Origin of the sequence: Apibacter sp. HY039, from assembly GCF_004023655.1 — a bacterium.
GTDB lineage: Bacteria > Bacteroidota > Bacteroidia > Flavobacteriales > Weeksellaceae > Apibacter > Apibacter raozihei.
The window spans coordinates 1-26,276 of the sequence record NZ_SAYM01000010.1 but is presented as its reverse complement, the minus strand read 5'-3'; the positions used below and the strand labels follow the sequence as shown (position 1 = coordinate 26,276).

Genomic DNA, 26,276 nt, shown 5'->3' with positions numbered 1-26,276 from the left:
TTACTTTTTAAAACAAAAAGATTTTTTAATCTTTTTTAATCTTAGATTCATTGAAAACAAGTAAATATTAATATTTTTGTGCAACTAAACAAAATTAAACTATGGCAACATATAAAGATTCGGGTGTAGATAAAGAAGAGGGATACCAGACAGTTTCCAAAATAAAAAAAGCTGTTTCTGAAACTCACAATTCTAATGTTTTAAACGGAATAGGAAGTTTTGGGGCTTTTTACCAACTTTCCGGTTATAAAAATCCCGTTTTAGTATCCGGTACCGATGGTGTAGGAACTAAATTACGAATTGCACTGGATTCAAAAGTTTACGATACTGTAGGGATAGACTGTTTTGCTATGTGTGCTAATGATATTTTATGTCATGGAGCTAAACCGTTGTTCTTTCTTGATTATCTTGCCTGCGGAAAATTAGACTCTGATGTTGCAGCAGAAATAGTTTCCGGAATAGCCAATGCCTGCAAAGAAACAGGTACAGCTTTAATAGGGGGAGAAACTGCTGAAATGCCCGGAATGTATCAAGTGGGCGACTATGATGTTGCTGGTTTTTGTGTTGGTGTGGTAGAGAAAGATGAAATAATTGACGGTTCTGAAATTAAAGAAAATCAAATAATTATAGGACTACCTTCGAGTGGTTTTCATTCCAATGGATTTTCTCTGGTGCGAAAAATATTTACTGATTTTAATGAAGAATTTGAGGGGAAACCTCTTTATGAAACTTTATTAGTACCTACCAGCTTGTATCAAAATGATATTTTCTCAATTCGTGAAAAATATCCTTTGTATGGAATAGCACATATAACTGGCGGAGGATTAATTGAAAATGTACCTAGAATTATACCGGAAGGTCTTTGTGCTGAAGTCTATACCTCAAAAATAAATATCCCATCTATTATGAAGGAATTACAAAAAAGAGGTAACATTGATGAAAAAGAAATGTTCGGAACTTTTAATATGGGGGTAGGTATGTGTATTATAACCGATGACAAGTATGCTTCCGAAATTCTTGATTTAGTTAAAGGCAGTATGCTTATAGGAAAGATTAAGAGTGGGGCCGAAAAAATAGAATTACTATAGAAATTTCAATATGAATATAGCTGTATTAGTATCCGGAGGAGGAACGAACCTGCAAAGAATTTTAGATGCTCTGGAATCAGGAGAACTAATTGATTGTAACCTGCAATCTGTAATTGCAGATAGAGATTGTTATGCGATTGAAAGAGCTTTAGATAAAGATATTTCAACTTTTTTACTGGAAAGAGGTAAAAATTTATCTGTTGATATAGACCATATACTTGAAGATCAAAATATTGACATTATAGTATTGGCTGGTTTTCTTTCAATTTTATCTGTAGAATTTTGTCATAAATGGTCGGGTAAAATTATAAATATTCATCCTTCGTTATTACCCAAATTTGGAGGAAAAGGTATGTATGGAGCCAAGGTACATCAGGCTGTTTTGGATGCAGGTGAAGTTGAATCCGGAGCAACTGTTCATTTTGTAACACAGGGCATTGATGAAGGTGAAATAATTTTACAGGGAACATTCTCTATTGATAAAAACGATACAGTTGCAGATCTTCAACAAAAAGTCATGATTGTAGAACAAAAAATTCTTATTGAAGCCATAAATTCACTTTCATCTAAAAATAAATAACTCAAATTAAAAATTGAAAATTTATCGGGCTATTTAAAATTCCGTTATGTTTTTTAATTAGCCTTTAATGTATTATTCATTAATATTTGTCTGTGTTTAGGAAAGCGCAGACTTTTATCTGCTTTAGAAAGTGTTGAGGGAGATATTATAAAATTAGTTTTTTCTTTGGGTATGGTTCTTATCTTTACAGATATAGAGTCAAAACTTACAACAGATTCATTGATTGCCAACGATTGATTTAGCATATCTCCTTTGTAATAAAAATAAATAATATACCAATATTTATCCCGATCATAACTATCCATATGCTCTTCTATTTCTCTTCCTTTCACCCATACATTCTTTTGAGGATCTATGTCTACCAGTTTAAAATTCATGCATGGATAATCCAGATAAGAACTTCGCATACCAATTTCTAATGAATCCCATTTAAAACAGTTTATCTCTCTCGCAAAGTTAATATGTGAGATAGAGTCTCTTAATATTTTATTATCAAGTTCATTAAAACAGTGTAATGTATTCGTATTAACGTTTATACAATTTTTATTTTTACAACTTATTGTTAACAAAAAAAAGGGTAGCAGACTAAATAATAAAACGAATTTTAATAAGTTCATAGATATAATTTATTATTTTGATAGAGAATTCAACACAAATATAAATAAATTTTTACTTTTTTTTTAATATTAACAAGCATTATATTTAATTATATTAAATCTATAGTTGTTTAATATATTCAATTAACATATTATTTTGATATTAATTGTTAATTAATCATAAAACAAACAAAAATCTTTTGGCTATATATGATTGAATTAAACCTCTTGATAAAAGATATAGCAAGAAAGAAAACCATAGTGTATGATTATTCTGATATTTATCTAATCCATAGTAGCATACAAAAAAGATAGATACGGATATGAGCATAGAATTTCTCATTTGCCTGGAGGCAGTAGCCCCAACAAATATTCCATCCCAAACAAAAGCTAAAAATCCTGCTAAAGGTATACAAATTACCCACCAACGGTATTGGTAACATATTTCAAGTAAGCTTGCTTTATCCGTAAAAAATGAAAGTAAGTGAGTTAAAGAAAATGTATAAAGTAGTGTAAATATTATAGCTATTGTAAATGACCATATTAAAAGCTTATTTATAAGCTGTTTAAGGGATGTAAACTTATTTGCTCCAACAAATTTTCCTGTCAAGGATTCTGCTGCATATGCAAATCCATCCATGATATATGAAAATAAAACAAACATCTGCATGAGTAAGGCATTGGCAGATAAAATAAGATTTCCTTGTTTTGATGAAGCATACATAAAAAATGAACTAACCGATAATAATGCTAAAGTTCTGATAAAGATATCTCTATTTACTTTTAAAAATGGAATAAATGAACTAATGGATGATATTTTTTTTAGGCTTATGTTTTCTAACCAATGTTTATATCTGAATTTACAAATAAGTAAATAGGTAACCATCCCTGTATATTGAGCTATTAATGAAGCATAAGCAATACCTCTTATTTCGAGTTTCCATTGATAAACAAAAAGAAATGATAGCAAGATATTAAGACTGTTAATAGCTATAGTTATTACCATAGGAATTTTAGAGTTTTGCATACCTATAAACCAGCCATTTAAGCTAAATAAAATTAATACTGCTGGTGCAGACCAAATATAAATATCAAAATATTGTTTAGTCAGTATTTTGATATTTTCATCTACATTCAATAAATAAAAGCTTACTAATGCAATCATTCCTTGTAATGCAATAATAATTATTCCAGCTAAAAGAGCAAGATATAAAGAACGTATAAGCACTTCTGTTTGCTCATTTCTATTTTGTTTACCATAGGCTTGAGCTGCAAATCCACTGGTTCCCATTCTTAAAAAAGAAAAGCCCCAGTAAATAAAATTAAATATAATTGATGCGATTGCTATAGCTCCTATATAGTTTTCATCGGTTAAATGTCCAGCGATAAACATATCTACCATTCCAAGCAAGGGTACTGATAAATTTGATATAATATTGGGTATAGCGAGTCTTAATATGCTTCTATTCATATCTTTATTATATACACCTTAGTAATTCTTCAACAACAAAGCCGGCAATATGCCGGCTTTATCATTACTATTTATATAAGTGTTATTTTCCAAAAATTTTTCCAAAAATCCCCCCTAATCCTTCTTTTTTATCTCCTGAAAGAAAACTACCTAAATCATCCAATCCTAATTTCCCATCCCCGTTTTGATCTAATATTTTACTTAAAATGCTACTTCCTGCAGTTCCTCCCAACATACCGCTTAACATATCTGTAAGTCCGCCTGTATTTTCAACATTGTTTTTTTGAGTCAGTTTTCCTAAATACCCCATCACTATTGGTGCTAAAAGAATTAAAATCTGAGAAACTTTTCCTGAAGAAACTCCAGTTATGGAACTTATACTTTCTTCAAGCTCTTTTTGCTGGCTGCCAAATATATGTCCTAAAATTCCTTTTCCATCAGAATTGTCTGATCCTGTAAAGAAACCTGAAAGATTATCTAATATACTACCGCTGTGGTTAGAAGATGTTAAAGCTCCTAGTATTCCATTTGCCCCATCAGTGGAAGTTGCATTATTTTGTAATGCTCCGAGTAAAGCAGGAACAGCTGAGGCTATAACAGAAGATGTTTCTTTTTCTGTTGTTCCTGTTTTTTGTCCTATTCCTTCTATTATTTGTTTTCCTAAATCTGAATTGAATAAATCTGTTATGTTCATTATATTGTTATTAATAATTATAATAATACGAAGTTATAGTTTTTTTAATAAATATTCTTTGATCATGATGCATATATTGACAGAGGTTTAAAATGTATTTAGTTTTAAATATTAATATATTTATAAACTAATTAAAAAATTAATATTTTTACAATAAAAATGTTAGTTGAAAGTCAAATATCTGCTAAAGAGTATAAATATTTAATCTTAAATTTATTTTATAAAAAAACATCATTTCTAATTTTTTGTTTTATCGGACTTTTATTATTGGTAATGTATTTATTTAATGTAAATATAGAAGGCTTAGAAAAAACTCCAGTATATTATTTATATTTTTCTTCTTTTTTCTTAGTTATCAATCCATTGCTTGTATATTATACGATTTATAAACAAATTAATTCCAATATTGAGTTTACTGAAAAAATAAAATATAATTTTACTAATGAGAATATCAATATTGATGGAGAAACATTTTCTCAAATAATCTACTGGCGTGAAATTAAACAAATAAAAAAAACACAAAACTGGATTTTTATTTTTCTAAAGGATAAAACTATTTACATTATTTCAATAAAAAACAATACAGCTCAGTATAGTGAACTGGAAAATATAATTTCCGGGCAAGGATTCTAATACTAATTATTTAACAACCAACCGTTTCCATTCAGGATGCTTTTTTAAATAGCCTGCTACAAACGGACACATAGGTACAAGTCTTAATCCCTGCTTATCAATATCTATCAGTACCTGTTCCAAAAATCCGGATCCTACTCCTCTTCCTTCCAATTCCATCGGAACTTCTGTGTGAGTAAGATATATTTCATCATCTGTCTTTATATATTCTATTCTGGGAGTAAACCTACCAATCTGTATTTCATACTGATTATTTTCAGTATTATCAATTAATTCGTATTCACTCATATTTGTTTTTTAGATAAAACTGATCAAAATTCCGGCCAATTCACTAAGATTTATTCAAATTTTCAGGTTGAAATAAATCACATTAATATTATTTCCATTATAAACTTGAAAAAATACTCTCTTTAAATTTACTAAAAAATGGTTCAACTTATAATCTTGTTGTATTTTTGTCTCTTAATATTTTTGAGCATCATATTTCCATGTCAGGACTTTATATCCACATTCCTTTTTGTCATAAAAAATGCAATTATTGTAATTTTCATTTTTCAACTCAGTTAGACTTTAAGCCTCAACTAGTAAAAGCTATAGAAAAGGAATTATTTTTAAGGAAAGACGAATTTAAAAATATTAAAATTGAGACTTTATATTTTGGTGGAGGAACTCCTTCCCTGCTTTCAAAAAATGAATTATACTCGATATTTAACACCCTGCATTCTCATTATTCAATTTCAGAATTACAAGAAATAACTTTAGAGTCCAATCCTGAGGATCTTACTTCTGATTTCTTACTTTTTTTAAAAAATGAAACTCCTATAAATCGTTTAAGTATTGGTATACAATCATTTAATGATTATGACCTAAAACTAATGAATCGTTCCCATTCATCTTTAGAAGCGGAAAAATCTATCATGAGGGCACAGAATATAGGATTAAATAACATTACTATAGATCTCATTTATGGAGGCCAAAGTACTTCTAATCAAATTTGGATTGATAATTTACAAAAAGCAATACAATTAAATATTCCTCATATTTCATCCTATGCTTTAACGGTGGAACCCAAGACAGCTTTTGAATCGCTTATAAAAAAAGGAAAATTACCGGATATTGATGAAGACCGTCAACTCAAACAGTTTGAATTATTAAGAAAAATACTTTATAATAATGATTTTATCCAATACGAATTTTCGAATTTTGGTAAAAAAGGATATTTTTCAAAGCATAACACTTCCTATTGGAATTCTAAAGCTTATATAGGAATAGGACCATCGGCTCATTCATTTAACGGAACAAATATCAGAAGCTGGAATATTTCCAATAATATTCATTATATTAAATCTCTGAATAATAATATTTTACCTTTAGAACAAGAATTTCTTGATGAAAAAGACGTATATAATGAAAAAATTATGCTGGGACTTAGAACACAATGGGGAATTAATATAAATTCTGTATTAGATAATTTTTCAAAAAAAATAGTCGCTCATTTTTTAAAAGAAACCGAATTTTTAAAACAGGAACGTTTAATTATAACAAACAGTAATTCAATGATGATTAATCCGGAATACCTGTTTCAAACGGATGGTATTATATCTCGGCTATTTTTCATTGATTAATTAGTAATAAACACTTAATTTTGCACTGGATTATAAAAAAATGAGAGAAAATCAACCTATAGGTATTTTTGATTCCGGTATGGGAGGGCTTACAACAGCAAAAGAAATTAAGAGATTGCTGCCTAATGAAAGCGTAATTTATTTTGGAGATTCTAAACATCTTCCTTATGGAGATAAATCTAAGGATGTAATTATTGAATATTCTGAACAAATTACCCGGTTTCTAATTGAAAAAGGTTGCAAAGCTATTGTTATAGCTTGCAACACAGCTACATCTAATGCGCTTCATGAAGTTAAAGCAATTGCTGAATCGCATAAGGTACCTGTTTATGATGTTATTTCTCCCGTTGCGGAGAAAGTAGCCTATGCTTTTAATCAAAATATAGGAGTCATAGCTACAAAATCCACTATTGCATCTCATATTTACAGAAAAAGCATACGTAAGCTTAACAAGCACATAGAGGTTCAGGAACTTGCTACACCTTTATTGGCTCCGGTAATAGAAGAAGGTTTTAATAATCATGCTATTTCTGAAATTGTATTAAGAACATATTTAAACAATAAAAAATTACAAAATATAGATTCCCTGATTTTAGGATGCACTCATTACCCTCTTATTCTTAATGAAGTTAAACAATTTTATCAGAACAAAATTCAGGTAATAGACTCTCCTTTAATTGTAGCCAATTTTATTAAACACGATCTGGAAAAAAGAAAATTGTTATCTAATACAAGTAACTCCGTTTATGAATTTTACGTTTCTGACTTAAATCCTAATTTTGCCAGACTGGCAAAAAAATTTTTTGGTAGTAATATAAATTTAGAGACTATAAATTTAAATAATCCGATTCCCGCTTTATCTAATGAATAGGATCATATAAACTCAAATAAATATAAACAATTTATTGGGAGCGTCTATGAAAACATTAATTTATCCGATTTATGAAATTATAAAAAAAATTGTAAATTGCAACTCAATTTATACAGACCTTTATTTTCCGAGCGAAATAATTTATGGATTTAATAAGATTAAATATTAGAGGAATTTCTTACAGCCAAACACAGACCGGAGCTTATGCACTTATTCTTGAAGAAGATTTTGGAAAACGTAAAATACCGGTAATTATAGGAAGTTTTGAAGCCCAATCTATTGCTTTAGCTTTAGAAAAAGACATAACTCCTCCCCGTCCTATTACCCATGATTTATTTACAACTTTTGCTAAAAGTTTTCATATTCAGGTTAAAGCCGTTTTTATCTATAAACTAGTTGATGGAGTTTTCTATTCTAACATATTGTTCCAGAATTCTGATACAGATGAAGAAAAAGAAATAGATTCCCGCACTTCCGATGCTATTGCTTTGGCAGTAAGATTTAATGCTCCTATATATACCACGAAAGAAATTATGGAAAAAGCGGGTGTGTACATGGATATGAAAGAGGAAAATTCTGAAGATGCAACCATTGAAAAAGCAATTGATAATATTGAAAATCAATTGAAAATGGATAATTTAGAAGATTCTTTTGCTCATTTATCCGAAATGGAAATTAATGATTTATTATCCAAGGCTTTAGAAAGCGAAGATTATGAGACAGCAGCCAAATTACGTGATGAGCTGAATAGAAGAACTGAAATTTAATTTTAGAGTAATAATTAATCAAAACGATAGCTAGTTCCATCTTCTTTTGTCATACTTTGAATATACTCTGAGGGTGTAACTCCTTCAATTTGTTTAAAAACCTTGTTAAATGTTGTTTGTTGTTTAAAACCTGAATACGTATAAATATATTTCAGACTATATTTAATATGGTAATTATTTTCTAACATTTTTTTTACTTTACTTATTCTGTATAAGTTAATGAATGAAGTAAAATTCATATTTTTTTTAATTTTAATAGTCCTGGATATGTACGAGACATTACTGTTCAACTCTGATGCCAGTTGGGAAATAGTGAACCCCGGATCGCAATATGGTTCTTTATTTTCCATATAATCTAAAATTTTATCATATAACTCAGAATATTTTGAATCATCAAGATGAGTTGATTCTAAATGTGTAGTTTTTACTTCTTTTACAGGTATGCTTACTGAAATAAATCGTAATTTATTCATATAATAGAGAATAAGACTAATCAATATCAAAGCAAAAAACACGGTTGCAACATTAATAATAACAAGTTGTTTATCAACAAAACTAATGTATTGTTCTTCGGGTATCACTTGAACTAAAAGAAATGCTGTACATATAAGAACAACAATATAGATTCCCATTGATATTATTGTCTTAAAATTATAAAACAACGTCATTCCGAAAGGAATTAAAAAATACCACATAAAAGGAGTTATTCTTCCGGCTTCCCAAAACAAAACCATAAATGGATATAACAATAAGGTTAGTACCACAACATATACCATAATATATGACTTTAAATAATCATATTTTACCTTATAGACTATAATAATTAATAGCAAATGTAAAACTAAGTATGATGCTGTCAGATAATTGAAAGGATATAGCTGTACACTCCAATAATAAATTAAGTAAAGCGCTAAAATACCTGTAATGCAAAGCAAATAACTTTGTAAAAATTGTTTTTTAATCGAATCAGATTCTTCTGTGTAAGAAACCGGCTGCGCCATGTTTATTTTAGTATTAATTAACTATGCAAAATTAAGCAAAAATGTTAACATAAAATTCCAACATCATTTAACTTTTTTTATACTTATTAAATTCGTTAACTGTTGAAGTTAATAATATATTGATACCGGTTTTATAGTTTATAATTAAAGTGCTTCAGAATCATTTTCGTGATTCATAGCATTAATATATTGAGAAGGAGTTATTCCTTCTATCAGTTTAAAAACTTTATTAAATGTAGATTGATGTTTGAAACCAGCAGAAGTATAAATAAATTTTAATGTATATTTATTATGATAATCTTTATTGATCATATCTTTTACTTTATTTATCCTGTAAGTATTCACAAAATAAACAAAGTTCATATTTCTTTTTATTCTTATAGATTTGGAAATATACGTTATGTTAGTATTTAAGCTTGATGCTACTTGGGCAATATTAAAATCCGGATCACAATAAGGTTCTTTAGAATTAAAATAATCAACTATATTATTATATAAAGTTTCATATTTTTCATCGGATTCATCTGTTTTGTCAGATGTTGTAGAACTGATTGTACTTGTTGTTTTGTCTGGTTTATTAATCATCTGTATCATTCCTGCTTTATTAATATAATACATAATAAAAGTAACAAAACATAAACTGAAAAGTATAGTTATTATGTTTAAAACAGTCAATTGATGTGAAGAGAAAGGACGTATATATTTTTGAAAAAGATTGAAATCTGACATAATGAATATGCTCCCTATCAGAACTAAAATATACAAAGACCAGTATAATACAGTTTTAAATGAGAAAATGATCATTATACCGAATGGAATTAAAAAGTACCAGATAAAAGCAGTAACCTGTCCCGATTGCCATAATAATGCGTTAAAGGGGTACAACATTAAAGATAAAAAAATTAAATATACCGGAACTAATAATTTTATTGAGTTGTAATTTAATTTAATTGATATGACCAATACAAATAAATGAAACAAAAGACCTAAGGACGCAAGATAATTAAGAGGGAACATGTTTTCATACCAATAAAATACAGAAAAAGAAAACAATACACTAATAATAATACATAGATATTGAATAATATATTTTTTTCTTATTTTATTTAATTCTGAAAGCTCAGTGGGCCTCATTATTTCAAAATTTATTAGTAAAATCCGACAAGTATAAAAGTTATTTAAAAGTTTTTAAATATGCAGAAATCATTCCACATACAGTAAAATTCAATAATTTTATTGATTTAAATGTCAAATATAAAAAAGAAACTTCTTATATAAGAAGTTTCTTTTAATTAATATTGAATGAGTAGACTAGTATAATTCTATAGATAAGCTTTTAAATCTGAAAAATTTATTATAATTAAGATATTTTACAAAACTTTCCCAATTAAATAAGCTAATATATTCAGATTAAATGCAGTATTAATTTTTGTTTGATCACCTTGTCCAGCCTGAACCATATTTTCATATTTACATTGAGTAGCTGAAACTGAAGAACAATTAAACATATTGGGTCCTGCAAATATTCCTGTATCACCACCTCCGGTATCATTTAAATTGTTAGAAAAATTAAATGAAAAACTGGCAATTACATTATCAGAATAATCTTTAGGGGTAAATGTTACGGCCTGTACAATATTATTATTTACAATAAATGAATTTTTTTCCTTAGCAAATACTTTACCTACAGTATTATTCAAATATAAACCATCATCGTAAGAAGTATAAGGTAAGCCTCTTAAATTTCCGAAAGGTCCATTAGTAAGTGGATGATCAATATTTTCAATAGCTCCGTTTACAGAAGAAGGTGTTGCCCTGCTGCCTTGTAAACCGGTTACAGTGTCAGCACTTCCAGAAACTAAAAGATTAGATAATTTAGCATAAACCTGCGAATCCTGAGTTAGTAAAAATAAAGCAGCTTTTTTTTCTTGAGTTAAAAAAACTTTCACTGCATTAGCTAAATCTTGCCTGTTTGCAGCCGTTGCTCCATCATCTCCCCAACTGGTTATCACAATATCATAGGTACCTGACTGAAGTGCATTAATTGCCTGAATTCTGTTGGTTGTAGTTGATAAAGAAATCGTAGTCATAGAAACATTTTTAAATCCTGAAACTATACCGTTGTTTGTACCGTCATTTCCAAAAACCATAGGATTTGATAAAACTGCTGAAAAGTTTGAAAAACCAGATGCTGATGTACTATTTGGAGTATAAGCATCATTCAGTCCTAAAAATAGTACATTAATTGTTCTTGTACTTAACCCATCGGTTGTTGCTGTGAATGAACATCCCTTAGCTCCAGAAATTTTAAAATTACTGGACAATTTAGGTGTTATTGGTCTACCTTCTCCCGTTAGACGAATACTACGTTTTCCAACCTCAGTAATCGTTCCGGAATAAGTAAAGTAATACCCATTAACTATGTTAGTGGTTAAAGATAAGGGTCCCGGATTGGTAACATTAATAGTAACTTCAACATAATCATTTTCGTCCAGTTCCTTGTTGGGTACTAATTTACTAATAGTAGGCCCCAGTACTAATGTAGCACAATCCATAGTATACTCAATACCTGGAGTTTCACCACAAAGGTTTAGCCATTGATCCCCTTGCCAGAAATTATAACAGTTGGAATCTGTATTGAATATTAATAAGGATTTTTCTGAAGAACTTAAATCCATCGCATCTCTCTCGGCTTTACTCACCCTTGGTAGTAAAACTCCTAAATTATCAGATTCAACATCTAATATAGATTTTACATTTGGGAATTCCGTCCCAATACCTACCTGACCAGACATATATGATACAGATAAAATAAATAACGAACTAATTAATACAAAATTTTTCATGAATGTTAGTCTCTTTTTAAATATTTCGCAAAAATATACAAGTAATATAAGTAAATTTTAAAATGACCAACAGATTATACAAAAATAGCTTACATAACTTAACTCATTGATTTACATATAAAAAAAACAACATTTTTCTAAAAACAACTTAATATTTATTAATCTATATTATTATTTTTCTAATATGCATGGAATATATATAAAATCTTATATACTAGATTATTAATTATATATTCGTAAATTTGATATATGAAGTTTGAAGTAGTTTCTCCTTTCCAACCTACAGGAGATCAGCCCAGAGCAATTGAATCACTATCCAAAGGAATATTAAATGATGAAAGATATCAAACCTTATTAGGAGTGACAGGTTCTGGTAAAACCTTTACCATTGCAAATGTTATCCAAAATATACAACGCCCTACAATTATCTTAGCACATAATAAAACACTTGCTGCTCAGCTATATATGGAGTTTAAAGAGTTTTTTCCTAATAATGCAGTTGAATATTTTGTTTCTTACTATGATTATTATCAACCGGAAGCATTTATGCCTACCACAAATACTTATATCGAAAAAGATTTATCAATCAACGAAAATCTTGAAAAACTTCGATTAAGTGCATCATCAGCCTTACTTTCAGGAAGAAGAGACGTATTAGTTGTTTCCTCTGTATCCTGTTTATATGGTATAGGAAATCCGCAGGAATTCCAAAAAAACCTTGTGGCATTAGAGGTTGGCCAACAAATCACAAAAACCAAATTATTGCAATCGTTAGTCTCAGCACTTTATTCTCGATCCGAAATGAATTTTGGAAGAGGTAATTTTAGAGTTAAAGGTGATGTTATAGACGTTTTTCCCGCATATTCAGACACGGGAATACGTATACAATTATTTGGAAATGAAGTAGATAGAATTGAAAACGTAGATTATGTTTCCAATAATGTAATAGATTCCATTGAAAATATAAACATTTATCCTGCCAATCTGTTTGTTACCTCACCAGATACCTTAAACCAAGCGATAAAAAATATACAAATTGATTTGGGTAAACAGGTAGAATATTATAATGAAATTGGTAAATCATTAGAAGCTCATCGTTTAAAAGAACGAACTGAATTTGATTTAGAAATGATTAAAGAGCTAGGGTATTGTTCAGGAATTGAAAATTATTCAAGATATTTAGATGGGAGAGCTCCCGGATCTCGCCCTTTCTGTCTATTGGATTATTTTCCTAAAGATTTTCTTATGGTTGTAGATGAAAGCCACGTTACTCTTCCACAGGTTCACGCCATGTACGGAGGAGATAGAAGCAGAAAAGAAACTTTAGTTGAATACGGTTTCAGGTTACCTGCAGCTATGGATAACCGCCCATTAAAATTTGAAGAATTTGAAATGATGCAAAATCAGGTAATTTATGTAAGTGCAACCCCTGCGGATTATGAGCTTCAAAAAAGTGAAGGAGTTTTTGTTGAACAAATTATCAGACCTACCGGACTATTAGATCCAGAAATAGAAGTCCGGCCTTCTTTAAATCAAATTGATGATTTAATGGCCGAAATACAAAAACGGATTGAAGAAGATGAAAGGGTTTTAGTTACTACTTTAACCAAAAGAATGGCAGAAGAACTGACCAAATACCTGACCAAATTCGGTATAAGAACACGATATATACATTCAGATATAGATACATTGGAAAGAGTTGAAATAATGCAGGATTTAAGATTAGGAAAATTTGATGTTCTTGTGGGAGTAAATTTGTTAAGGGAAGGTCTGGATTTACCCGAAGTTTCATTAGTTGCCATATTAGATGCGGACAAAGAGGGTTTTTTACGCTCCCACCGTTCGCTTACTCAAACTGCCGGACGTGCTGCCAGAAATATTCACGGTAAAGTAATTATGTATGCAGATAAGATGACTGATAGTATGAAAAAAACCATTGATGAAACATCTCGAAGAAGGGAAATTCAGAATCAGTTTAATATAGATCATCATATTACCCCTAAACCATTAAACAAAAAAATCACAAAAATATCCATAGGTGACCAAGAGGCTGCTATTGAAACCTACAATGTCAAAGATGATATAAAAACAGCTGCTGAACCTTCTGTGCAATATAATAACGAAAATCTGGAAAAAATTATTTCTAAAAAACAAAAAGAAATGGAAAAAGCAGCTAAAAATCTGGACTTTTTAACCGCTGCTAAATTCCGTGATGAAATCAATGAACTGAAAGAGACTTTAAATAAAAATAATTCTTAATGCTACCATAGAAAGCATAATTTAACCTATATTTTTTTTAAAATTTAGATTAATAATTTCATATTATATCCGCTCTTTTTATAATTTTGTTATAAGACCATAAAATTATAAGATATGATTATAGGAGTACCTAAAGAAATCAAGAATAACGAAAACAGAGTAGCGCTTACAGCTGCAGGAGTTTTCGAACTTTCTCACCGGGGACATAAAGTCTTGATTGAAAAAAATGCCGGTGTAGGAAGTGGAATATCTAATGAAGAGTATATTCAGGCAGGAGGACATATATATGATTCTCCTGAAAAAATCTGGTCTGAAGCCGAGATGATATTAAAAGTCAAAGAACCTATTGAGCAGGAGCTTTCACTGGCTAGGAAAGATCAAATCATTTTTACATACTTCCATTTTGCCTCAAGTGAAAAGCTTACTCATGCTATGATTGAAAGCAAATCAGTTTGCCTTGCTTACGAAACAGTAGAACGTAAAGATCGAAGCCTTCCTTTATTAATTCCTATGTCTGAAGTGGCCGGAAGAATGGCTATTCAGCAAGGAGCTAAATTTCTTGAAAAACCTGCAAAAGGAAGAGGGGTTCTCTTAGGTGGAGTTCCGGGAGTACCTCCGGGAAAAGTGCTTATTTTAGGAGCTGGAATAGTGGGTATTCAGGCAGCTAAAATGGCATCCGGCTTAGGTGCGCAGGTAACCATTGTGGATATTGACATGAATAAACTAAGATACATTAGCGATATACTTCCCCCACATGTTATTACAGAATATTCAAGCAGGTACAATATAAAAAACCTTATAAAAACTCATGATTTAATTATTGGAGCTGTATTAATTCCGGGTGCAAAAGCACCGAAACTTATTACCCGGGATATGCTGAAAGATATGCGACCAGGGACTGTAATTGTGGATGTTGCTGTGGATCAGGGAGGCTGTGTTGAAACCTGTACTCCTACAACTCATAATGATCCTACTTTTATCATCGATGACGTCTTACATTATTGTGTAGCCAATATGCCGGGAGCTGTGCCATATACCTCAACCCTGGCATTAACCAACTGTACGCTTCCTTATATACTGGAAGTTGCGGATAAAGGTTGGAAAAAAGCTTGTTCTGAAAAAGAAGAATTGAAAAAAGGATTAAATATTATTCAGGGAAATGTAGTTTATCCGGGAGTTGCTGAAGCATTTAATCTGGAATTTGTTCAACCAGATCTATTTTTATAATTTTTAATTTTTAAACGATTATCATAAACACCAATAAAAAAACCTCCTGAAAAACAGGAGGTTTTTATATGGATAGTTAAATATCTCAAATTAAACTTTGATTTCAACTTCTACTCCACTAGGAAGTTCAAGTTTCATTAAAGCATCTACAGTCTTAGAAGAAGAGCTGTAAATATCCATTAACCTCTTATGAGAATTTAATTGAAACTGCTCACGAGATTTTTTATTTACGTGTGGAGAACGTAAAACAGTAAAGATTCTTTTGTGAGTAGGTAATGGAATAGGTCCGTTAACTACAGCACCAGTCGCTTTTACAGTTTTTACGATTTTCTCAGCTGATTTATCAACTAAATTATAATCGTAAGATTTAAGTTTTATTCTTATTTTTTGACTCATTGTTTTAAATATTAAGCATTTGTACCTTTAGCTTTAGCGATAACCTCATCTGCTACGTTCTGAGGAGCTGCTTCGTAATGATCAAACTCCATAGTTGAAGTTGCACGTCCTGAAGATAAAGTTCTTAAAGACGTTACATATCCAAACATTTCTGATAACGGAACAAATGCTTTGATAACTTTTGCGTTATTTCTATCATCCATACCATTTACAGTAGCTCTACGACGGTTCAAGTCACCAACAATATCCCCCATATATTCCTCAGGAGTTAATACCTCCAATTTCATAATAGGTTCCATTATTACCGGTTTCGCTTTTCTAGCAGCTTCTTTAAATCCTAATTTGGCTGCTAATTCGAAAGATAACTGGTCAGAGTCAACCGGGTGGAAAGATCCGTCTTTCAACGTAATCTTCATTCCGTCTATTTCATATCCTGCTAAAGGACCGTTTTTCATAGCTTCTTTGAAACCTTTTTCTACAGAAGGAACAAATTCTCTTGGAATATTCCCACCTTTGATTTCATTCACAAACTCAAGACCTGTTTTACCTTCATCAGCTGTAGATATATCAAATACAATGTCTGCGAATTTACCACGTCCACCGGTTTGTTTTTTGTAAACTTCACGATGAGAAGCAGTTCCCATAAGAGCTTCTTTGTACTCAACCTGAGGTTGCCCCTGGTTAACTTCAACTTTAAACTCTCTTCTTAAACGGTCTACAATAATATCTAAGTGAAGCTCACCCATACCTGAAATTACAGTTTGTCCGGAAGCTTCGTCTGTTTTAACCTGGAAGGTTGGATCTTCTTCAGCTAATTTAGATAAAGCCATACCTAATTTATCAACGTCTGCTTTAGTTTTTGGTTCTACAGCAATACCGATAACCGGGTCCGGGAATACCATACTTTCTAAGATAATCGGAGATTTTTCCTCACAAAGGGTGTCTCCTGTTTTTATATCTTTAAAACCTACCGCTGCACCAATATCTCCTGCCTCAATATATTCGATAGGATTTTGTTTATTTGCGTGCATCTGATAGATTCTTGAAATTCTTTCTTTATCTCCTGAACGGGTATTCAGAACATAAGAACCTGCATCCAAATGACCGGAATAAGCTCTGAAGAAAGCTAAACGACCTACATAAGGGTCAGTAGCAATTTTAAATGCTAAAGCTGAAAACGGCTCTTTTGCATCCGGTTTTCTTGAAATAGGCTCATCAGTTTTTGGGTCTATACCTTCGATAGCTTCTTTATCCAAAGGAGAAGGAAGATAACGACATACTGCATCCAACATAAACTGAACTCCTTTATTTTTGAATGAAGAACCACAAACCATAGGAATAATACTAATATCTATAGTTGCTTTACGAAGTGCTTCGTGAATTTCTTCTTCAGAAATTGAATCCGGATCTTCAAAGAATTTTTCCATCAGACTTTCGTCATACTCAGCCACAGCCTCGATAAGGTTTTGACGGTATTCTAAAACTTCTTCCTGCATATCTTCAGGAATATCAACAATATCAAAAGTTGAACCGAAGTTATCATTATGCCATACTATTGCACGGTTTTTAACCAGGTCAACAACTCCTTTGAAATCTTCTTCTGAACCAATAGGTAGAACGATAGGAACTGCATTAGATCCTAACATGTCTTTAACCTGGCGACAAACGTTCAAGAAATCGGAACCTTGTCTGTCCATTTTATTTACAAATCCCATTCTCGGAACTTTGTAATTATCGGCAAGTCTCCAGTTAGTTTCAGATTGAGGTTCCACACCATCCACTGCACTAAATAAGAAAACTAAACCGTCTAATACCCGTAAAGATCGGTTCACCTCAACAGTAAAGTCAACGTGTCCCGGAGTGTCAATGATATTAAAGTGGTAAGACTGAGTGTCTGATAATTTTTTACCATCATCAGTTAAAGGGAAATTCCAGTTACAGGTAGTAGCTGCGGAAGTAATGGTGATACCTCTTTCAGCTTCCTGAACCATCCAGTCCATAGTAGAAGCACCATCGTGAACCTCTCCTATTTTATGGTTAACCCCAGTATAAAATAAAATCCTTTCCGTTGTTGTGGTTTTTCCTGCATCGATATGAGCAGCAATACCTATATTACGTGTATATTTTAAATCTCTTGACATACAATCTTAGAATTTGAAATGTGAGAATGCTTTGTTAGCTTCAGCCATACGGTGAGTATCTGTTTTCTTTTTAACAGCAGCACCTTCCTCTTTTGCAGCTGCTATAATTTCAGAAGCTAACTTTTGAGACATGGACTTTTCATTTCTATCTCTGGAGTATTTAATCAACCATTTCATCGCCATAGAAATTTTTCTATCCGGACGAATAGGCATTGGAATCTGGAAGTTAGCTCCACCTACTCTACGGCTACGTACTTCTACATGAGGCATTACATTTTCCAAAGCATCTTTCCATATTTCCAAAGATGTTTTTTCCTGATCTTCTTTTTTCGATTCTACAATTTCTAATGCATCGTAGAAAATTTTAAAAGCTATACTTTTTTTACCGTCTTTCATTAAGTTATTAACGAAACGTGTTACCAATTGATCATTAAATTTAGGATCTGGTAAAAGCGGGCGTTTTTTTGCTTTCGTTTTTCTCATTTTACCTGAATAATTTCGTTATTACTATTTTTTGTCTTTAGGACGTTTTGCTCCGTATTTACTTCTTCTTTGTAAACGACCTTGTACACCAGCGGTGTCTAAAGCTCCCCTAACAATGTGATAACGAACTCCCGGTAAATCTTTTACTCTTCCGCCTCTCACCAATACTATCGAGTGCTCTTGTAGATTATGTCCTTCTCCTGGAATGTACGCGTTCACCTCTTTACCGTTTGTTAAACGAACCCTTGCAACTTTTCTAAGTGCTGAATTCGGTTTTTTCGGTGTAGTGGTATATACACGGGTACATACTCCACGTCTTTGTGGACAAGAATCTAAAGCAGCCGATTTACTCTTCTTGGCAAGTGTGGCTCTTCCTTTTCTTACTAATTGTTGAATAGTTGGCATTTATGCTCTTTTAATTTTAGGTCGCAAATGTAGTGTTTTTTTTAGATATACAAAAATAATATCCTCATATTCTAGCCATTTAATCTCAGATTTTTACGAAGTTAAAGCTTATCATAAAACAGATTCCTATTTTTTTTTAAATCAAAACACAAAAATCACCTATCAATCTGACTATCAAAAACATATAATCATACCTATAAAAACCCAATAAACCAAAAAGTTAAATTGATTTTCATTTTCCTCATTAACAATTACTTTCTACCTTTGCAATTCAATAACCATATAAATTACATTCATGAATTTAACCTACTTAAAATCTTTATTTTTTGTAGCCTTTGCTGCTTCCTCATACGGAGTTTTGGCAACCTTTGTAAGGCTAGCCTATAATGAGGGTTATACCACGGCAGAGGTCACTTTTTCACAAGCCGTTCTGGGGTTGCTGGGACTCCTGATCATTCATTTATTCAGCAAAAAAAAAGACGCTGGAAACCTTCCTCCTGCCAGCCGTAAAGATAAACTGTATTTAATACTTTGCGGAACTTCTTTTGGACTTACCAGTACTTTCTATTATCTGGCTGTACATTATAAAATTCCGGTTTCCATTTGTATCGTATTATTAATGCAGGCCGTATGGATGGGAGCATTGGTGGATTTCATCATTAACAGAAAAAAGCCAACACTGGTTCAGAAACTTGCAATTTTATTAATACTTACCGGAACCTTATTGGCCACCAACTTAATTAATGAATCAAACATTAAACTAAACATAACGGGAGTAATTTTCGGATTATTATCCGCTTTGTCGTATACCTTTTCCATGTTTTCTTCTAATAAAATAGGAACCAAGCTTCCCTCCTCCTTACGCTCCGTATATCTTTTAACAGGAGCCACACTTATGGTTACCCTTATCTGGGGATACACCATCGTTACCGAACCCTTTAATTTTTCAATTTTTTATACCTGGGGCATCATACTCGCAGTATTCGGAACCATTCTCCCTCCGTTTTTATTTACCAAAGGAATGCCGGTAGTGGGCATTGGCGTGGGAAGTATTATTGCCTCGCTGGAACTTCCGGTTTCCGTATTAATGGCAAAATTCCTACTGCACGAAAAAGTAAATGCTTTACAATGGACCGGTATTGCACTCATATTATTATCCATAGTTTTGTTAAATCTTGTTTTCATCATTCCTAAACGTTTCAGAACCAAAAAAACACAATAATTATTTATCATTTTGTACATTTCAATATTGCTTTCCATTCATATTTTAAATAACTTGCCGACAAATGAAATTGGATACTTTAAAACATAAAGGAAAACGAAATCAGCTAATTAGCTTACTAAAACTAAAAGGAATATCAGACCCCGCAGTGCTTCACGCAATTAATCAGGTTCCCCGGCATCTGTTCATAGACTCCATATTTGAAGATTTGGCGTATGAAGACCGGGCATTTCCTATATTATCAGGACAAACTATTTCTCACCCTTATACCGTTGCTTTTCAAAGTCAGCTTTTACACATTCAGAAAGGAGAAAAAATTCTGGAAATAGGTACCGGTTCCGGCTACCAGACTGCTGTACTTGTGGCTTTGGGTGCTCAGGTATATACTATTGAAAGGCAGAAAGAGCTTTTTGAATTTTCAAGGAATATTTTAAGAAAAATCCATTTTCTACCTAAACATCAGACTTTCGGAGACGGATACGCCGGTCTTCCTTCTTTTGCACCTTTTGACAAGATTATTGTTACCGCAGGTGCTCCCCAAATGCCTAAAATGTTACTAAAGCAGTTAGCTGTCGGAGGCATTATGGTTATACCTATCGGGGAAAAAGAACAAAAAATGTATACGGTACTTAAACTGGATGCTACTACTTTTGAAACTATGGAATTTGGCGATTACCAATTTGTTCCTATGCTGGAAAACAGAGAACTGGGATAATAATATATGAAAGTTTTTTATACAATAATTATTTTATATATATAGCCTAACCTTCCGGAATCGAAATATGGAAAAGAAATACTCAGTTTTTAGTATTCTAATATCTTATTCTGCTTTAACCAGTTTAAAAACAGTTTAGGCCATTCTAAAGTTTCCGATCTTGATTTTCCCATTCCCCAACCATGACCTCCGGTTTGAAAAAGATGCATTTCAACCGGGATTTTCTGCTCTCTTAAAGAATGAAATATAAGTAAACTATTTTCTATAGGAGAAACAGGATCATCTACTGACTGAGCTATAAAGGTTGGAGGGGTATGAGAGTTTACCTGCTTTTCAACAGAAAATAAATTTTCATTTTCTTTGGAAGGATTGGGTCCTAATAAATTTTTAAATGAGTTGGTTTTACTATTTATTGGCTGCATAGATACAATAGGATAAATAAGTCCGCAAAAATCTGGCCGGGCAGAAACAAAATCAAGGGAATCCTGAGGTTTATAAAATGAATACTCAGACATAGAAGAAATATAACCGGCTAAATGACCTCCGGCAGAAAAACCAAGAATCCCAATTTTCTCGGGATTTATTTTATAGGTAACTGCATAATTTCTAATCATTCGCATAGCCCGCTGTGCATCCTGAAAAGGAACCTGCCTGTTATTCTCATTTTCTCCGGGTAAACGGTAAATGAGTTCAAAAGCTGTTATGCCTAACGAATTAAGCCATTGAGAAACCGGATATCCCTCATTTCCTGAAGCTATATGAGAATATCCGCCTCCACTTATAACCAACACAGCCAATCCGTTGGGAAGTTCAGGCTTATGAACAACCAGTAAAGGAGTTGTTACATTTGTGTATGAACCTTTGGGAGATATTTTGTTAGTTCCGGTAAGTTGTGAATTTTCAGGAATATTGGTACTCCATAATAAAATTTCGTTCGGTTTTACGATCATTAAATGATTATTTTGTCCAGATAGCCAATTTATACAAAAAATAAATACTATTACATTTTTCATTTCTCTTTGATTACGTAAGTTAAACCTATTTTTATATAACGTACAGATCTTAAGTTGCAGTTACCGTTAATAAAAACGTAGCCTTTATATTCGTATCCTTCACAGAATATCTTCATATATTTTTATAATTAGAAATCGAATAAGTCTTTATAATTCTAATCCTAAAAGAGTATGAGTTCTTTGCCTTACCTGATCACAATAGGCTTCGTCATTAAAATTTCCAGCATAAGAAGGAACCATTTCTTTTAGTTTAGCCTGCCATTGAGGCGAATTAAATTCTTCACTGAAACACTCTTTTAATAAATCCAGCATGATGGCTACCGCCGTAGAAGCTCCCGGCGAAGCCCCCAATAAAGCAGATAAGCTGCCATCTTCAGAACTTATAACTTCGGTTCCGAACTTTAAGACTCCTCCTTTTTTTTCATCCTTTTCGATCACCTGTACCCGTTGTCCGGCAACTTTTTCTTCCCAGTCTTCCGATACAGCCTCTGGAAAATATTGTTTCAGAGAATCTATTTTCTGGCTTTTGGTAAGTTTTACCTGATCGATCAGATATTTTGTTAAATCCATATTATGCCAGCCCGCCTGTATCATAGCTCCGATATTTTCAAATCGCAGTGATTTAAATAAATCCAGAAAAGAGCCATGCTTTAAAAATTTGGTGGAAAAAACAGCAAAAGGGCCGAATAACAACTGCTGTTTTCCATCAATAGTACGAGAATCCAGATGAGGAACTGACATGGGAGGTGCACCGATTCCTGCCTGTCCGTATACTTTTGCATGATGTCTTTTAATAACCGCTTCATTCGTACAAACCAGCCATTCGCCCCCCACAGGAAAGCCTCCGAATCCACGAGCTTCCCTGATTCCTGATTTTTCCAATAAAAGGATTGCTCCACCTCCGGCTCCTATAAAAACAAAATCAGCCGTGGTAGTAAATGTTTCTTCCGTATCCCTGTTTTTCACTTTTATATCCCATCTCCCATCTTCCCGGCGCGTTAAATCTTTCACCTTATGATGAAGGTTCATTTCAATCTCGCCATTCTCTATCAGGGTAGAAAACATTTCTTTAGTGAGAGAACCAAAATTAACATCGGTTCCTAATCTTATTTTGGTAGCTGCATTTTTCTCTTCCCGGGATCTGCCTTCCATTACCAAAGGAATCCAGTTTTTTATTCCGGAATATTCTTCAGAATACTCCATTTGTTTAAATAAAGGATGCTTATGAATGGTTTCGTACCTCTTTCTTAAAAAATTTATATCTTTTTCTCCGGTTACAAAACTATAATGCGGAGTGGTATGTATAAAATTGTCAGGTGAAGATATATAGCCATGCTCAACCAGATAGCTCCAGAACTCCTTGGACAGTTCAAACTGGGAGGCCACATAAACGGCTTTACTTATATCAATAGTACCATCGGCAAGTTCCGGAGTATAATTAAGCTCACAAAAACCGGAATGTCCGGTTCCTGCATTATTCATGGCTGAGGAACTTTCATCTGCCATTTCATCCAGCATTTCATAGACTTTTATATGTATTTCCGGATCCAGTTGTTTCAGCATCATGCTTAAGGTAGCACTCATAATTCCTGCCCCTATCAAAACCACTTCTTTTTTAGATGTTTCTTTACGATTATTCATGGTTGTATCATTCTTTTTAAACCCACAGCTTACACTGCAAAATTAATGCCTTATCCCAATTTTTATCCTCGGATTTTATCTGCTGTCAAATATTATATACGGAGAGTTTCTTAAAAATAAGTACATTTGTTGTTAAAGAATATTATACAGGTATGGTACATTATTTACTCAGAGAACCTAAATCGGCTACGGAAACTCCTTCATTAATCTTATTATTACACGGCTATGGAAGCAATGAGCAGGATTTGTTCAGTTTTGCAGAGGAATTGCCGGATGATGCATACGTCATAAGCCTTAGAGCTGTAAGGGAAACCCCGATGGGAGGATTTTCATGGTACGATTTGGATTTTTCAGGAGGTGCCCGAATGACGGATGTTCAACAGGCGGTTGAATCTCAAGAAATAATCATCCAATTTATTACTCAGATTCATGAAAAGTTTCCTTTTGATAAAAACTCAATCACACTGTTAGGGTTCAGCCAGGGGGCTATTTTATCCTTTTCTCTGGCCCTGCACCATCCTCAAACCTTTAAAAAGATTCTTTGTTTAAGCGGGTACCCTGATCCGGAGTTATTAAAAGATATTGATATGGGAACAGATTTTTCCCAGCTGGAATTCTTTATATCTCATGGAAAAGAAGATCCTGTCATTCCTATTCAGTGGGCAAGACAGTTTAAGCCTATCTGCGAAGAACTGGATTTAGATTTTGAGTACCATGAATACGAACAGGGACACGGAATTAATGCAGAAAACTATTACGATTTACTGAACTTTTTACAATAATTGATATATGAAAATAGGTATTGTCTGTTACCCGACATTCGGCGGTAGTGGAATTGTAGCAACCCAGCTCGGCATGGAAATGGCAGCGCAGGGACACGAGGCTCATTTTATCAGTTACAGTTTACCTGCAAAGCTGGATATTACCCTGCCCAATATCTATTTTCATCAGGTACATGTCAAGCCCTATCCGCTTTTCGAATATCAGCCTTTTTCACTGGCTCTTTCCACTATCATAGTTAATATCGTGGAAACCTACGGTCTGGATTTGCTTCATGTTCACTATGCTATCCCTCATGCCTACGCCGCCTACTTTGCCAAACAGATACTAAAAGAAGAAGGCATCCGCCTGCCTGTGATCACCACACTGCACGGAACCGATATCACTCTGGTAGGAAAACACCCGATTTATAAATCGGCTGTGGAATTTTCCATTAATCAGTCCGATTATATAACAGCAGTATCCGAAAGCCTGAAGCAAGATACTTATGAGGTTTTCAAAATACGTAAAGAAATTGAAGTTATACCCAATTTTATAGACAACCAGCTGGTAGCTCCTGTTTTACCCTGTACCCGTAAAAATTTTGTAGCAGAAGATGAAAAACTTTTAATTCATGTCTCCAATCTTCGTTCAGTCAAACGAATAGATGATGTTATGAAAATTTTTAATCTTGTCCAAAAACAGGTTAAATCCCGGTTACTTATTGTTGGTGAAGGTCCGGAGGCAGAAACCATTGAACACTATACCCATGAGTATCAGCTGGGAGATAAAGTAAAAACATTTGGAAAAATGCTGGATGTACAGTCGGTTTTACAACTTGCCGATTTATTTCTTCTTCCTTCCGAACAGGAAAGTTTCGGTCTGGCTGCCCTGGAGGCTATGGCCTGTGGAATTCCCGTAATTTCCAGCAATGCCGGAGGAATTAAAGAAGTAAACCGGGATGGATTTTCGGGATTTGTCTCCCCGGTCGGTGATGTGGAGGCTATGGCACAAAATGCCATTAAACTTTTATCTCAGCCTTCTTTACTGGAACTTTTTAAAAAACAAGCAAAAGAAGAAGCATTATTATTTGATAAAACGAAAATCCTTCCTTTGTATACACAATTATATAATAAAGCTCTTATTCATTAAAAAAATAGACTAGCATTTGCTGAATATTTATAGTTTAAGTCCCTAATCTCCAACTATTTTCGTGAAAAAAAATATAAAATAATCTTAATTTAGGTTATCGTATAAAATTTATTAGTATTTTTACCCGATATATATTTTTTATTAATTAATCAATAAATTTAAATCATTTAGTTATGAGTCAGATGGACAAAAACTCCTTCCAGGCTCCTAAGGCATCCGAATTGGCCAAAAATGCAGCCGATGCCAGCGGAGTCACCGATAAGGTAAACCAGAAACTTACCGAAGCCACCGCTCCTTTATCCGAAGCCGCCCAACAAGCCCAAGAGGCTTATTCCCAAGCCCAATCCGCCGCTTCGGAAATACAGCAGGGACTTTCCACCCTTAGCCAGAAATATTCCGATATACCCGATAGTGAACTATTCAAACCCTTAAATAACTTTACGGTCACTCCTCCCGAAGTTCTGGAAAAAGAACTCAGGGAAGAGGCCAGTAAATACTATGCCAAATACGGAGGAGACATAGCCTCCCAGCTGCAGAACTCCCATATCGTGTATGCAACGATCCAGATAGGCGGGCAGGACGTACTGAAAGACAGCCATTTTACCCTGGATATCCACCAGCGCATGGCCGACCATGATGAATTTATGATCAGCTGTTATGCCGAAGCCTTCGGAGATAAGAATGCCTACCC

26 protein-coding genes are annotated in these 26,276 nt (G+C 32.9%); 13 read left to right on the top strand and 13 right to left on the bottom strand.

The window, feature by feature from the left end; all coding sequences use genetic code 11:
• Positions 1-101: 101 nt before the first annotated feature.
• Both purM and purN read left to right on the top strand, forming a co-directional pair.
• Positions 102-1,088: a phosphoribosylformylglycinamidine cyclo-ligase gene (gene purM / locus EQ921_RS14225; protein ID WP_128152209.1), complete on the top strand. Its 987-nt coding sequence runs from the start codon at positions 102-104 to the stop codon at positions 1,086-1,088.
• Positions 1,089-1,098: 10 nt separating this feature from the next.
• Positions 1,099-1,668 carry a phosphoribosylglycinamide formyltransferase gene (gene purN / locus EQ921_RS14220; protein ID WP_128152207.1) on the top strand — a complete coding sequence of 190 codons (570 nt, stop codon included), beginning with the start codon at positions 1,099-1,101 and terminating at the stop codon, positions 1,666-1,668.
• A gap of 53 nt (positions 1,669-1,721) precedes the next feature.
• Here the strand turns inward: purN and EQ921_RS14215 are convergent, their stop codons facing one another.
• The 3 genes from EQ921_RS14215 to EQ921_RS14205 all read right to left on the bottom strand — a co-directional run bounded on the left by EQ921_RS14215 (position 1,722) and on the right by EQ921_RS14205 (position 4,429).
• On the bottom strand, positions 1,722-2,285 hold the full coding sequence (locus EQ921_RS14215) for a hypothetical protein (protein ID WP_128332132.1): 564 nt from the start codon (positions 2,283-2,285) through the stop codon (positions 1,722-1,724).
• A gap of 157 nt (positions 2,286-2,442) precedes the next feature.
• Positions 2,443-3,735 carry an MATE family efflux transporter gene (locus tag EQ921_RS14210; RefSeq protein WP_128332131.1) on the bottom strand — a complete coding sequence of 431 codons (1,293 nt, stop codon included), beginning with the start codon at positions 3,733-3,735 and terminating at the stop codon, positions 2,443-2,445.
• An 82-nt stretch (positions 3,736-3,817) separates the two neighbouring features.
• Positions 3,818-4,429, bottom strand: a complete 612-nt coding sequence (locus EQ921_RS14205) for a DUF937 domain-containing protein (protein WP_255424506.1) — start codon at positions 4,427-4,429, stop codon at positions 3,818-3,820.
• 159 nt (positions 4,430-4,588) lie between these two features.
• Here EQ921_RS14205 and EQ921_RS14200 point away from each other — a divergent pair, with 159 nt between their 5' ends.
• Positions 4,589-5,062 (top strand): YcxB family protein, encoded by a 474-nt coding sequence (locus tag EQ921_RS14200; RefSeq protein WP_128152198.1) that lies wholly within the window; start codon positions 4,589-4,591, stop codon positions 5,060-5,062.
• Between the two features lie 6 nt (positions 5,063-5,068).
• Here EQ921_RS14200 and EQ921_RS14195 read toward each other — a convergent pair whose 3' ends face one another.
• Positions 5,069-5,350 (bottom strand): GNAT family N-acetyltransferase, encoded by a 282-nt coding sequence (locus EQ921_RS14195; RefSeq protein ID WP_128152196.1) that lies wholly within the window; start codon positions 5,348-5,350, stop codon positions 5,069-5,071.
• A gap of 167 nt (positions 5,351-5,517) precedes the next feature.
• Between EQ921_RS14195 and hemW the strand changes: the two genes are divergently transcribed.
• From hemW to EQ921_RS14180, 3 genes are all read left to right on the top strand, one after another.
• Positions 5,518-6,687 carry a radical SAM family heme chaperone HemW gene (hemW, locus tag EQ921_RS14190; protein WP_370449530.1) on the top strand — a complete coding sequence of 390 codons (1,170 nt, stop codon included), beginning with the start codon at positions 5,518-5,520 and terminating at the stop codon, positions 6,685-6,687.
• A gap of 40 nt (positions 6,688-6,727) precedes the next feature.
• Positions 6,728-7,558 (top strand): glutamate racemase, encoded by an 831-nt coding sequence (gene murI / locus EQ921_RS14185; RefSeq protein WP_128332129.1) that lies wholly within the window; start codon positions 6,728-6,730, stop codon positions 7,556-7,558.
• Positions 7,559-7,701: 143 nt separating this feature from the next.
• Complete coding sequence (locus EQ921_RS14180) at positions 7,702-8,325, top strand: bifunctional nuclease family protein (RefSeq protein ID WP_128152192.1); 624 nt, start codon at positions 7,702-7,704, stop codon at positions 8,323-8,325.
• Positions 8,326-8,339: 14 nt separating this feature from the next.
• On the opposite strand, the gene EQ921_RS14175 is transcribed toward EQ921_RS14180, so the two are convergent.
• The 3 genes from EQ921_RS14175 to EQ921_RS14165 all read right to left on the bottom strand — a co-directional run bounded on the left by EQ921_RS14175 (position 8,340) and on the right by EQ921_RS14165 (position 12,172).
• Positions 8,340-9,326 carry an AraC family transcriptional regulator gene (locus EQ921_RS14175; RefSeq protein ID WP_128332128.1) on the bottom strand — a complete coding sequence of 329 codons (987 nt, stop codon included), beginning with the start codon at positions 9,324-9,326 and terminating at the stop codon, positions 8,340-8,342.
• Between the two features lie 144 nt (positions 9,327-9,470).
• Positions 9,471-10,460 (bottom strand): helix-turn-helix domain-containing protein, encoded by a 990-nt coding sequence (locus tag EQ921_RS14170; RefSeq protein ID WP_128152187.1) that lies wholly within the window; start codon positions 10,458-10,460, stop codon positions 9,471-9,473.
• A gap of 236 nt (positions 10,461-10,696) precedes the next feature.
• Positions 10,697-12,172, bottom strand: a complete 1,476-nt coding sequence (locus EQ921_RS14165; RefSeq protein ID WP_128332127.1) for a hypothetical protein — start codon at positions 12,170-12,172, stop codon at positions 10,697-10,699.
• Between the two features lie 249 nt (positions 12,173-12,421).
• On the opposite strand from EQ921_RS14165, the gene uvrB reads away from it, so the two are divergent.
• Entirely contained in the window at positions 12,422-14,431 is a 2,010-nt protein-coding gene (gene uvrB / locus EQ921_RS14160; protein WP_128332126.1) for an excinuclease ABC subunit UvrB, read from the top strand.
• A 114-nt stretch (positions 14,432-14,545) separates the two neighbouring features.
• Entirely contained in the window at positions 14,546-15,658 is a 1,113-nt protein-coding gene (gene ald / locus EQ921_RS14155; RefSeq protein ID WP_128332125.1) for an alanine dehydrogenase, read from the top strand.
• A 90-nt stretch (positions 15,659-15,748) separates the two neighbouring features.
• On the opposite strand, the gene rpsJ is transcribed toward ald, so the two are convergent.
• Genes rpsJ through rpsL form a run of 4 tightly spaced genes read right to left on the bottom strand, consistent with a single transcriptional unit; the run spans position 15,749 to position 19,083 of the window.
• Positions 15,749-16,054 carry a 30S ribosomal protein S10 gene (gene rpsJ, locus EQ921_RS14150; RefSeq protein ID WP_055425679.1) on the bottom strand — a complete coding sequence of 102 codons (306 nt, stop codon included), beginning with the start codon at positions 16,052-16,054 and terminating at the stop codon, positions 15,749-15,751.
• 11 nt (positions 16,055-16,065) lie between these two features.
• Positions 16,066-18,195, bottom strand: coding sequence for an elongation factor G (gene fusA / locus EQ921_RS14145; RefSeq protein WP_128332124.1), 2,130 nt, complete (start codon positions 18,193-18,195; stop codon positions 16,066-16,068).
• Between the two features lie 6 nt (positions 18,196-18,201).
• Complete coding sequence (gene rpsG / locus EQ921_RS14140; RefSeq protein ID WP_128152177.1) at positions 18,202-18,678, bottom strand: 30S ribosomal protein S7; 477 nt, start codon at positions 18,676-18,678, stop codon at positions 18,202-18,204.
• Between the two features lie 24 nt (positions 18,679-18,702).
• Positions 18,703-19,083: a 30S ribosomal protein S12 gene (gene rpsL / locus EQ921_RS14135; RefSeq protein WP_128152175.1), complete on the bottom strand. Its 381-nt coding sequence runs from the start codon at positions 19,081-19,083 to the stop codon at positions 18,703-18,705.
• Between the two features lie 295 nt (positions 19,084-19,378).
• On the opposite strand from rpsL, the gene EQ921_RS14130 reads away from it, so the two are divergent.
• Both EQ921_RS14130 and EQ921_RS14125 read left to right on the top strand, forming a co-directional pair.
• Positions 19,379-20,305 (top strand): EamA family transporter, encoded by a 927-nt coding sequence (locus EQ921_RS14130; protein WP_128152173.1) that lies wholly within the window; start codon positions 19,379-19,381, stop codon positions 20,303-20,305.
• A 64-nt stretch (positions 20,306-20,369) separates the two neighbouring features.
• Positions 20,370-21,020 (top strand): protein-L-isoaspartate(D-aspartate) O-methyltransferase, encoded by a 651-nt coding sequence (locus tag EQ921_RS14125; RefSeq protein WP_128152171.1) that lies wholly within the window; start codon positions 20,370-20,372, stop codon positions 21,018-21,020.
• An 89-nt stretch (positions 21,021-21,109) separates the two neighbouring features.
• Here the strand turns inward: EQ921_RS14125 and EQ921_RS14120 are convergent, their stop codons facing one another.
• On the bottom strand, positions 21,110-21,970 hold the full coding sequence (locus EQ921_RS14120) for an alpha/beta hydrolase (protein ID WP_164875653.1): 861 nt from the start codon (positions 21,968-21,970) through the stop codon (positions 21,110-21,112).
• A 210-nt stretch (positions 21,971-22,180) separates the two neighbouring features.
• Entirely contained in the window at positions 22,181-23,674 is a 1,494-nt protein-coding gene (gene mqo, locus EQ921_RS14115; protein ID WP_128332122.1) for a malate dehydrogenase (quinone), read from the bottom strand.
• Positions 23,675-23,826: 152 nt separating this feature from the next.
• On the opposite strand from mqo, the gene EQ921_RS14110 reads away from it, so the two are divergent.
• From EQ921_RS14110 to EQ921_RS14100, 3 genes are all read left to right on the top strand, one after another.
• Positions 23,827-24,456, top strand: coding sequence for an alpha/beta hydrolase (locus tag EQ921_RS14110; RefSeq protein ID WP_128332121.1), 630 nt, complete (start codon positions 23,827-23,829; stop codon positions 24,454-24,456).
• Between the two features lie 7 nt (positions 24,457-24,463).
• On the top strand, positions 24,464-25,585 hold the full coding sequence (gene bshA / locus EQ921_RS14105) for an N-acetyl-alpha-D-glucosaminyl L-malate synthase BshA (protein ID WP_128152163.1): 1,122 nt from the start codon (positions 24,464-24,466) through the stop codon (positions 25,583-25,585).
• Positions 25,586-25,758: 173 nt separating this feature from the next.
• The coding region (locus EQ921_RS14100; protein WP_164875652.1) for a hypothetical protein at positions 25,759-26,276 on the top strand (518 nt) is incomplete at its 3' end.